This window comes from Tolypothrix sp. VBCCA 56010, assembly GCF_050875635.1.
In the GTDB taxonomy this organism is placed as follows: Bacteria; Cyanobacteriota; Cyanobacteriia; order Cyanobacteriales; family Nostocaceae; genus Hassallia.
Window position 1 is genome coordinate 1 of the sequence record NZ_JBPAOH010000198.1, and the last position, 11,325, is coordinate 11,325.

Annotated in this window: 7 protein-coding genes and 1 pseudogene; all 8 read left to right on the forward strand. The window is 43.8% G+C overall.

From position 1 onward, the window contains the following. Positions 1-1,459, forward strand: a 1,459-nt coding sequence (locus AABK37_RS36920) for a WD40 repeat domain-containing protein (RefSeq protein ID WP_432556417.1), incomplete at its 5' end; no start/stop codon positions are given. A 297-nt stretch (positions 1,460-1,756) separates the two neighbouring features. Continuing rightward, positions 1,757-1,966 (forward strand): annotated as a pseudogene (locus AABK37_RS36925) (hypothetical protein); the annotation flags it as partial. Positions 1,967-2,123: 157 nt separating this feature from the next. Continuing rightward, the gene (locus AABK37_RS36930; RefSeq protein WP_432556418.1) at positions 2,124-3,296 is read left to right on the forward strand and encodes a CapA family protein; all 1,173 of its coding nucleotides are present in this window, start codon (positions 2,124-2,126) and stop codon (positions 3,294-3,296) included. A gap of 172 nt (positions 3,297-3,468) precedes the next feature. Then, positions 3,469-4,704 carry an acyl-CoA dehydrogenase family protein gene (locus tag AABK37_RS36935; RefSeq protein WP_432556419.1) on the forward strand — a complete coding sequence of 412 codons (1,236 nt, stop codon included), beginning with the start codon at positions 3,469-3,471 and terminating at the stop codon, positions 4,702-4,704. Positions 4,705-4,823: 119 nt separating this feature from the next. Beyond that, positions 4,824-5,555 carry a PIG-L deacetylase family protein gene (locus tag AABK37_RS36940; RefSeq protein ID WP_432556420.1) on the forward strand — a complete coding sequence of 244 codons (732 nt, stop codon included), beginning with the start codon at positions 4,824-4,826 and terminating at the stop codon, positions 5,553-5,555. 8 nt (positions 5,556-5,563) lie between these two features. After that, positions 5,564-6,853: an SAM-dependent methyltransferase gene (locus AABK37_RS36945; protein ID WP_432556421.1), complete on the forward strand. Its 1,290-nt coding sequence runs from the start codon at positions 5,564-5,566 to the stop codon at positions 6,851-6,853. 551 nt (positions 6,854-7,404) lie between these two features. Next, on the forward strand, positions 7,405-8,976 hold the full coding sequence (locus AABK37_RS36950; protein ID WP_432556422.1) for a GMC family oxidoreductase: 1,572 nt from the start codon (positions 7,405-7,407) through the stop codon (positions 8,974-8,976). A gap of 416 nt (positions 8,977-9,392) precedes the next feature. Next, positions 9,393-10,979, forward strand: a complete 1,587-nt coding sequence (locus AABK37_RS36955) for an FAD-dependent oxidoreductase (protein ID WP_432556423.1) — start codon at positions 9,393-9,395, stop codon at positions 10,977-10,979. Positions 10,980-11,325 lie beyond the last annotated feature (346 nt).

Genomic DNA, 11,325 nt, shown 5'->3' on the forward strand with positions numbered 1-11,325 from the left:
AAATGGTAAACTCATCGCTACCCTGACTGGGCATCAAGATCAAGTCAAAAGCGCCAGTTTTAGCCCTGATGGCAAACGAATTGTCACCGCATCATTAGACAAAACCGCCAAGGTGTGGGATTTAAATGGTAAACTCATCGCTACCCTGACTGGGCATCAATCATATGTCAACAGCGCCAGTTTTAGCACTGATGCCAAACGAATTCTCACCGCTTCATTTGACAAAACCGCCAAAGTGTGGGACTTAAATGGCAAACTCATCGCCACCCTGACTGGGCATCAAGCAGAAGTCATCAACGCCAGTTTTAGTCCTGATGGCAAACGAATTGTCACCGCTTCATTTGACAAAACCGCCAAAGTGTGGGACTTAAATGGCAAACTCATCGCCACCCTTACCGGGCATCAATCATATGTCTACAGCGCCAGTTTTAGCCCTGATGGCAAACGAATTGTCACCGCATCAGCTGACAATACCGCGAAGGTGTGGGATTTAAATGGTAAACTCATCGCTACCCTGACTGGGCATCAATCATATGTCTACAGCGCCAGTTTTAGCCCTGATGGCAAACGAATTGTCACCGCATCATTAGACAAAACCGCCAAGGTGTGGAACTTAAATGGCAAACTCATCGCCACCCTTACCGGGCATCAAGATCAAGTCAACAGCGCCAGTTTTAGTCCTGATGGCAAACGAATTCTCACCGCATCAGATGACAAAACCGCCAAGGTGTGGGATTTAAATGGTAAACTCATCGCTACCCTGACTGGGCATCAAGATCAAGTCAAAAGCGCCAGTTTTAGCCCTGATGGCAAACGAATTCTCACCGCATCAGATGACAAAACCGCCAAGGTGTGGGATTTAAATGGTAAACTCATCGCCACCCTGACTGGGCATCAAGCAGAAGTCATCAGCGCCAGTTTTAGCCCTGATGGCAAACGAATTGTCACCGCATCATTAGACAAAACCGCCAAGGTGTGGGACTTAAATGGCAAACTCATCGCCACCCTTACCGGGCATCAAGCACAAGTCATCAGCGCCAGTTTTAGTCCTGATGGCAAACGAATTGTCACCGCATCATTAGACAAAACCGCCAAGGTGTGGAACTTAAATGGTAAACTCATCGCCACCCTCACCGGGCATCAAGATAGAGTCTTCAGCGCCAGTTTTAGCCCTGATGGTAAACGAATTGTCACCGCATCAGCTGACAATACCGCGAAGGTGTGGGACTTAAATGGCAAACTCATCGCTACCCTGACTGGGCATCAAGCAGAAGTCTACAGCGCCAGTTTTAGCCCTGATGGCAAACGAATTGTCACCGCTTCTGCTGACAAAACCGCCAAGGTGTGGCAAGTTGAAAACTTAGATGAACTGTTAAATAGGGGTTGTCTGTGGTTAAGTGATTATTTAAACGCTCATCCGGAGAGGTTGGAAGAACTTGAGGTGTGTAAGAGGGGATGAGGGGAGAGGAGGAGGGGGGAGGGGGAGAGGGGGGGAATGTTTGAGGGTTTAGCTTATGTGGATAGTTGCAAGTCAATTGCGATCGCTGCCATATAGCGTTTCTCGGTTTAATGAGGTACACCCGTAGGGGCACGGCGGTACATCCGTAGGGGCACGGCACTGCCGTGCCCCTACAACCCGCCATATAATTTTGTACCTCACCTGAGTGGAAATCGCTATAAAGTAGTAGTCATCTGTTGTTAAAGATGTAGAGACGGCGATTTATGGCGTCTTTACAATGCATCGGCAAACAATCGCAATGCATCGAGTCACAATCGCATTGTATCGAGTCACAATCGCATTGTATCGAGACACAATCGCATTGTATCGGCAAACAATCGCATTGTATCGGCAAACAATCGTATTGTATCGAGACACAATCGCAATGCATCGAGTCACAATCGCATTGTATCGAGTCACAATCGCATTGCACTCTTATTGCAACATTTAATCCGAGCCGGTTTTTAAACGCAGAGGGACGCGGAGGTAAACGCGGAGGGTCGCAGAGTGTTGTTAAATATTTGGCTATCAAGATTTGCAAAGAGGATAGGTTAATTTATACCAAAAATTCCCTATTTATGGGCTAAACTAATCCCATAATGTGAGGAGTGGAACTACTGCGAATATGGCAAATAGAATTGGGCGATTACTCCCGTTGAGTTTTATCAGCTTTTGTTTTTGTGTAGGCATTAGTATCGGAATCTTTGTCCGCTTTGGGCAGGTGCAGCGATCGCAAGCTGCAACTTCAGACACCGAAGCGATACCTCTTTTACCAGGATATCAACCAGAATACACTCCACCGCTAGGTTTTGAGGAGCCTGAATCTGATTACATCACGATTCAAGCTGTTGGGGATGTGATTCCCGGTACTAATTACCCTACTAACAGACTTCCACGCGATCGCAATCAGCTAATCCCAAAGTCGGTGAGAGCATACTTGCAAAGAGCCGATTTATTATTGGGTAATCTGGAAACTAGCTTAACTACCTATCCCTATTCTTCCAAAGATATCAATCAAGGGCAAATTTTCGCCTTTCGTTCTCCCCCAGCATATGCACAGTTGTTTGCTGATGTTGGCTTTGATGTTTTCAATATGGCAAACAACCATGCATTAGACTTTGGCAAGGTGGGATTTCGCGATACTGTTAATAATCTTGCCGCTGTTGGCATTGAAACATTAGGTCATAAAAATCAAATTCTCTATAAACAAGTTCGTAATGTTCCGGTAGCGATGATTGGATTTACTACCTATGACATTTACAACTCAATGCACGATTTAGAAACAGCTAAAGCACTCGTTGAAGAAGCTAGAACCAATGCGAATCTGGTAATTATTTCCATGCAGGCAGGTGCGGAGGGAACCGGGGCAATGCATGTGAAAAATCAAACTGAATATTTCTATGGAGAAGACCGAGGAAATTCAATGAAATTTGCGCGAACAATGATTGATGCTGGCGCAGATTTAGTTATAGGACATGGACCTCACGTTCCTAGAGCGATGGAAATCTATAAAGGTAAACTCATCGCTTATTCATTAGGAAACTTTCTCGGATACCGAACTTTATCAACAGAAGGTGAAACCAGTTACTCAATGATTTTAGAAGTCAAAATGAACCCTGATGGCGAATTAGTTGGAAGTAAAATTATCCCGGTTCGGATGAACAAACAGGGAATTCCGCAGATAGATCAGCGGTTTAGAACTGTGAGTCTATTGCGTTATTTGAATAAAAATGCTTTTCCGGATAAGCCGATGAAGATTAATAAGAAAGGAGAAATTGTCCTGGCGAATATAAAATGAGAAAATCGTAGTAAGCGTTGAAACGCTTATTTGAGCACTAAAGTGCTCACTACGAACGTTTAAATTTTTCGTGGCGATCGCCCGATGCATCAAACTCATATAAATCAAGTTCGTTATTTCCCGCAGAAGATAGAGGCGCTATCCAACTGAATTTCATTATCTTCAATAATATGTGAAGATATGTTATGTAAAGGAGGCGGCTATTAATACTCAACTATCAAAGGATGTCATCCTCACAGAATGGCATGATTCGTGCATTGCGGAAGTTATCAGGCGTGCTAGAGAGATTGCTGATTATTGTATGCTAAACGCTAGCGCGATTGATTATAATGGCGCTTTCCCGAAAAAGGAGTTTGAGTTAATTGCTGAGGCTGGCTTGTTGTCTGCACCTTTACACCGAGGTTTAGGTGGGTGGGGTGCGGGAATTGATGCGAGTGTAACTCAACAACTGCTAATGCTATTAAAACAGATAGGGCGTGGTAATTTGGCGGTTGGGCGAATTTATGAGGGACATATCAATGCGCTGCAACTAATTCAAACTTTTGGTACTAAAGAACAAATCGCAACTTATGCAAGTGAAGCACGCGATCGCCATAAAATCTTTGGCGTTTGGAATGCAGAAGCATCTGATGGTGTTAAAATTATCCCCCTAGAGGATGGTAAATATCGCCTCGAAGGTTGTAAAACCTTTTGTTCTGGCTCTGGTTACGTCGATCGTCCGTTTGTGAATGGAGTTTTACCTGATGGTACTTGGCAAATGTGCATTGTGCCAATGGATGAAGTAGCAACCGTAAGCGATCCATCTTGGTGGGAACCTTCGGGAATGCGAGCAACTGCTAGCTATAAAGTAGATTTTAGCGGCGTTGAGTTGCAGCAAAACGCCTTAATCGGTGAACCTGGAGACTATTATAGACAGCCTTGGTTATCTGTGGGAGTAATTCGGTTTGCAGCGGTGCAACTGGGTGGTGCAGAAGCATTATTTGATTTAACTCGCGAGTATCTGCAAAAGCTGAATTATACAAACGATCCATACCAAAGAGAACGACTGGGTAGAATGGCGATCGCGATTGAAAGTGGTAATCTGTGGTTGCGATCGGCTGCGGATATGGTAGCAGCATATGCACCTGTGTTTGGAGGTTATCCGACGGTTGACAATCCGCAAGCTAGTCAACTCGTCGCTTATGCAAATATGGTGCGGACAGCAATTGAACAAATTTGCATTGACATCATGCAAATGTGCGAACGTTCTGTTGGGACTCGCGGTTTGCTACCACCAAATCCAATGGAACGCATCATCCGGGATTTAACGCTGTATCTGCGTCAACCCGCTTTTGATGCTGCACTTTCTAGTGTAGGACAGTATGTTTTAGGTGAAAGTAATCCGGCACATTCGCTTTGGAACCAATGAATATTATTGGCAAATCACCTTTTTAGTAAAGACGTTCCAACGGAACGTCTCTACGAAGGTTGGGGTATCCTAGTTCGTGACATAAAACAAGCATTTTACAATCCAAAATCTTAAATCGCATGACTGCATCACCGCTAACTAATCCTGATGTTTTGCCTTGTCGGTCTATCAAGGAAATTGCTTATAGTCCGGTGCTAATTGTTGCACCTCATCCCGATGATGAAACCTTGGGTTGTGGTGGTGCGATCGCTCTTTTACGTTCTCTCAATTGCGATGTCCGCGTTTTAGTTATCAGTAACGGTACGCTTTCTCACCCTAATTCTCAGAAGTATCCCGCACCTTTATTACAGGCATTACGTGAAAGCGAAACGCTGCAAGCTTTGAGTAAGTTAGGCGTTAATTCCGATAACGTGACATTTTGCGGGCTGCAAGATGGGTCAATTTCCATACAATATATCAGTGCAGTAGCGAGTTGTAGTGCTTATTTAAGAGAAATTGCGCCGCAAATTATCTTTTTACCTTGGCGGTACGATCCTCACTCTGACCACCGAGCAACTTCAAAGTTAATTTACACTGCTTTGGGTAACTTAAATTTATCACCGCGCATTATTGAATATCCTATCTGGGATTGGGACCCACAGCAACGGGGAAACTTGACAGAATCGGAAAAAGTAACAAGTTGGCGTCTGGATATTGCTGCGGTGGTAGAGTTGAAAAAACAGGCGATCGCTTGTTATCGTTCGCAAATCACCAACTTAATTGATGACGATCCCTTATGTTTTCGCTTGACACCAGAAATGCTTTTGAATTTCGCTCGTCCTTGGGAAGTTTATTTAGAAGTTGAAAATTAAATACTTTAATGAAACTAGCAATTTTTGATATTGATGGAACGCTGACTAAAACAAATGATGTTGATACTCAATGCTTTGTGAAAGCGTTTGCTCTTAATGGCATTGAAAATATTAACACGGACTGGGCTAGTTACGGACACACAACGGATTCTGGGATAACTTTGCAAATTTTTCAGGAGTTTTTCGGACGTGTTCCCGAAGAAAGTGAATTATCTCGGCTTCAGCATCACTTTGTCGATTTGTTGCAAGAACAATATACAACAGATAATACATTGTTTGCGGAAATACCCGGAGCTTCTGTAATGTTGCGGAGATTGCGAGAAACAGAAGATTGGGCGATCGCGTTGGCAACTGGAGGATGGAGTGCATCAGCTTGCATGAAACTAGATAGTGCAAAGTTGGATGTTGGACAATTGCCCACAGCGTCTGCTGATGATAGTATTTCTCGTGAAGATATTGTCAAAACCGCAATATCCAGAGCAAAAGCGTTGTATAATCAACTCGATTTTGAAAAAATAGTTTGTATTGGCGATGGAATTTGGGATGTTTTAACGGCTGTGCAGCTGCAACTAAATTTTGTTGGTGTCGCAAGCGGTGAACAGAAAAGAACTTTACAAGATGCGGGAGTTGAGCAGATTATCGAAGACTTTGTAAATTTTGATGATTTTTTACAAGCTTTGAACACTGCAAGTATCCCCAAGCCGAAAAAATTATTAGAGATAGAAAAGCGATCGCTTCCTCCAAGTTATTTTGAAGCACTTTACGGCACCGACCCCGATCCGTGGAAATTTGAAACCAGCGAATACGAAGCGAAGAAATATACTGCCACAATCGCTGCTTTACCGAAACGCTATAAATCTGCTTTTGAAATTGGCGGTTCAATTGGCGTTTTAACTGAAAAGCTAGCATCTTTATGTGACTCTTTGCTTTCAATTGATGTGTCAAAGCTAGCTCAAGAAAAAGCAATACAGCGCTGTCAGCACTTAAAGCAAGTGCGATTTCAAATCATGCGTTTACCAGAACAGTTTCCGGAAGAGATGTTTGATTTAGTTTTGGTGTCAGAAGTTGGATATTACTGGTGCTGGGAAGACTTGCAAAAAGCCAAGCAGTGCATTTTAGAACACTTGGAACCTGGGGGACATTTGCTTTTAGTTCATTGGACAGAGTATGCGCGTGATTATCCTTTGAATGGCGAGCAAGTTCACGATTCATTTATGGAATTAACCCCGACTAAATTGCGACATTTAAAAAGTCAACGCGAAGAACAATATCGACTTGATTTATTTGAGCGAGTTTGATTTATAATCTTTGTTTTGTTTACCAATACCTTCGCCAATTTTCTGAAACGCCCACAGGCTAGAAGCCTGGGACTACACAAACAAAGCCCACCTTCGTGGGCTGAAATCCTTACAGGCTGCCTCCGCAGCCTTTGTTCGTATAGCGACACCCTTCTAGGGTGTTGGATTTTGGCGAAGGTATTGGTTTACTACAACAAGTTTTAGCTGTCAGTATTTCACTTGATTTGTTGGTCAATTACGCTTTGCCAAAAGGATATTCTGAAGACCTTTGTAAACCCATTCATCCCACCATTCAGCAACGCCCCAAATTTGATTGATGCGGATCTTGTGTGCATAGTAAATTTATGCGACACTTTCAAAAATACAAAGAACGCTTAAGACGAACCAATAAATCCTTAGATAATCAACAGAGGAGGAGTTTATGCTTTATAAGCCTTATGACCGTCGTCGTTTTCTTCAAAAGGTCGCCCTGTTCTCTACTGGTTTAGTCACCTCACTAATTTCTGCTCGTTTTGCGAGTGCTAATTCTGGAAAACGTGGAATGTCTCGATATGATTGATTATATTGTGATTGGTGCAGGTTCAGCAGGCTGTGTGGTTGCCAACCGTCTCACAGAAGACCCCCAAACAACTGTGTTGTTGCTTGAAGCAGGCAATCGGGATACGAAACCAGAGATTCAAATCCTACAGGAAGCTAGGAATTTACCTGGCTCCGAGGTAGACTGGAAATATTTCTCGGAACCTGAACCGTACCTTAACGATCGCAAGATATTTTGTCCCCGTGGTAAAGTCTTGGGGGGCAGCAGTTCGATTAATTACCTGGTGTATATGCGGGGCAATCATCACGACTTTGACCACTGGCAGGAATTGGGCAACCCCGGTTGGTCGTATCAAGATGTCTTGCCCTATTTCAAGAAATCTGAGCATTCCTCACGTGGTGGCTCGGAATATCACAGTGTGGATGGGGAGTTGAGCGTTACCGATATCGTGTCTTTGGCTGCGGTTTCAAGAGCGTTTGTAGAAGCAGCGGTGGCAATGGGATACAAGTACAATCCTGATTTCAATGCAGAGCAGCAGGAAGGGGTAGGACCGCTTCAGTTTACAATCAAAGATGGTAAACGGCACAGTACTGCTGCTGCATTTCTCACGCCGATTCTGGATCGTCCGAACTTAACGGTGCAAACAGGTGCGTTGGTGACTCGATTGTTGTTTGAGGAGACTCGCACTATCGGGGTGGAATACCTGCACTCTGGAACGCTACACCAGGTTAGAGTCAGTCAGGAAGTGATTTTAAGTGCGGGCGCGTTCGATTCGCCCAAGCTGCTAATGCTTTCTGGCATTGGCAATGCAGAACACTTGCAAGCAATGGGGATTTCAGTTGTCGTCGATCTGCCGGGTGTGGGTCAAAACCTGCAAGACCACGTTGGCTTTCCCGTGCCCTACCAGGGAACTCAGGAGGTACAACCTGCTGCCACTGGTAATGGTATTTCTGAAGCTGCAATATTTATGCATAGCGAGGGGAATCTGGATATCGCGCCAGATTTGCTGTTTTTCTTCGATGCCCGTCCTTTGTCACCTCCAGGGTATGTCCGCGTTGATTCGGGGTTCACAGGCTATGTTAGTTTGACCCATCCCCAGAACATTGGCAGTGTCGCTTTGCGATCGCTTGACCCCACCGATGCCCCGATCCTGCGGATGAACTATCTGCAAAGTCAATCTGATGTGCAAAAGCTAGTGGCAGGGATTCGATTCTTTCGCGACTTGTTTCATTCAAGTTTCTTTGATGAGTTTCGAGGTGAGGAAATTGCTCCCGGTGTCGAGGTTCAGAGCGATGAAGCACTCGTTGCTTATATTAGGGAAGTTTGCGGGACTGTGTATCATCCTGTCGGTACTTGCAAAATGGGAACTGACCCAATGGCGGTTGTAGATCCCGAACTCCGGGTACATGGGGTGAAGAAATTGCGTGTCGTCGATGCCTCGATCATGCCAACGCTCACCACGGGAAATACGAACGCGCCCACCATTATGATTGGTGAGAAAGCAGCCGATCTGATTAAAGCCGCAAAGCACAGTTCTAAACAACACGGTAGTGGTAAAAAGTACAGGATACGAAAGATTGAGTAAAATTTTATTTTCAAGCTTTGATGCACTCAGTTTAGTGTACTCTATCTACCTGCAATCTGCTGTAACTTTCTAAGTCTTCGGTATAGCTATTTGCTATATGTGACAAGTACAAAGACTCTACTGTTACTTCTTCTTTACCTAAAAGAGTTGCTTGAAAGAACGTCCTACTTCGATTTCAATCTTCCTAAAATTTAATGCTGACGGTAATTCGTTACCGAAAGTTTTGTTTCCTCGTTTGCCATCATAACTAACAGCAAACGCTATTTCCTTGCGATTTAGCTCTTCGATACTATAACAAAATCATCAAATTGAATTCTCGAATAATATAATTATTAAATTTCTTCCTTATGACCGAGGAATGATTTACTGATTGCAGTTTACTTTAAAAGACGTGTTCTCTTATCAGCAGAAATTTTATGCAGCAGATTGAAGCAGTCGTTGCCAAAGTTAATGATTTGCAGGATGGCGAAAAACGGCAGGTTTCTGTAGGTGACACGGACGTACTGCTAATCCGCGTTAATCAAAATTTTCACGCTTTAGGAGCATTTTGCACGCACTACCAAGCACCGTTAGCAGAAGGAGTGTTAAGTGGCAATAGCATCGTTTGTCCCTGGCATAATGCTTATTTTAATATCACCACAGGCGACCAACAAGAGCCACCGGGATTAGATTCTTTGCCTTGTTATCAAGTCAGAATCGAAGGCGAAAATGTCATTGTCAGCGTACCAGAAAAAGCATCTGGATTGAGAACCCCTGCAATGGCATCATACAATCCCAATGTCGATCCACGCACATTTATCATTTTAGGAGCGGGTGCAGCGGGTGCCCATGCAGCAGAAACCTTGAGAACTGCTGGCTATCAAGGACGCATCCTCATGATTACTCGTGAAGACCAACTACCTTACGATCGCACTGTATTAAGCAAAGATTATTTTAACGGTGATGTTCCCAAAGAACAAGTACCACTGAGAACGTCGGAGTTTTACAAAGAGCATAATATCGAGGTTTTGTTAAAAAAACAGGCGACCAACGTTGATGCCAAAGCAAAAAAAATCACCTTTGAAGATGGTGAAACCCTCAGTTATGATGCCTTGCTGTTAGCCACAGGTGGAAAACCAAAACAGCTAGATGTTGAAGGTGCAGATTTAGAAAACGTCTTTACCTTACGCAGCTTTGCAGATAGCGATCGCATTCTAGCATCTGCCGCACAAGCCAAGCAAGCCGTAGTCATCGGCTCAAGTTTTATTGGCATGGAAACCGCTTCTGGTCTTACCCAAAAAGGTGTCAAAGTAACAGTAATCTCACCAGATTCTCTCCCTTTTCAAAAAATATTGGGCGAAGAAATTGGACAGTTATTTCAACAAGTCCACGAAGAAAATGGTGTCAGCTTTCAATTTGGCAGAAAAGTCACTAAATTAATCGGAAACAGCAAAGTTGAAGCCGTAATTTTAGATAATAACCAACGCCTTGAAGCTGATATAGTTGTCGTAGGCATAGGCGTACAACCTGCAACTCAAATTCTCTCTGGTGTAGACTTGCATCCCAAAGACAAAAGTATACCAGTAGATGAATATCTTCGCGCTGCCGATAACTTATACGCAGCAGGTGACATTGCCCGCTTTCCAGACCAACGCACAGGTGAGAAAATTCGCATAGAACACTGGCGAATTGCCGCCCAACAAGGACGCATTGCCGCTTACAATATGGCAGGAAAAGCGATTAAATTTAAAACTGTACCTGTTTTTTGGACAATGCAATTTAAATTTCCCCTACGCTACGTCGGACATGCCGAAGAATGGGATGAAATTATCATCGATGGCGACTTGCAAAAACGCGAATTTATCGTATTCTACATCAAAGACAACCAAGTATTAGCAGCAGCCACCAGCCAGCGCGACACCGAAACCGCAGCCATCACCGAACTAATGCGCTTAAACAAAATGCCAAATCCCGAAACATTGCGTCAAGGAAACTTCGATTTAGTTAAGCATTTACATTCCTAAAAACAACCCCTTCTCTACCACAAAAATCATACTCTCTTCCTTCTCTGCGTCCTCTGCGTTCTCTGCGGTTCGTAACTCCTCAATAAATAAAAACCCCTTGGCGACGTTATTTTTTATTCCTTTAACTGATGAAGTTGACATTTCGGTGTAATTGAGCGATGAATCGCTCAATACATTAATGCAACAGACTACTAGGAAGTTTCGTCTGTTTGCTGCACCGAGTTATTATGCTGCGTTTTTGGGCTAGTACAGGGTGGCGGAAATAAACCGACCATTTTTGTGAGAGACTAAGCAAGAAGGGTCAAAACCCTTATGGGTAGTTTTTAAGGAATCAAGGTGTGGCAAG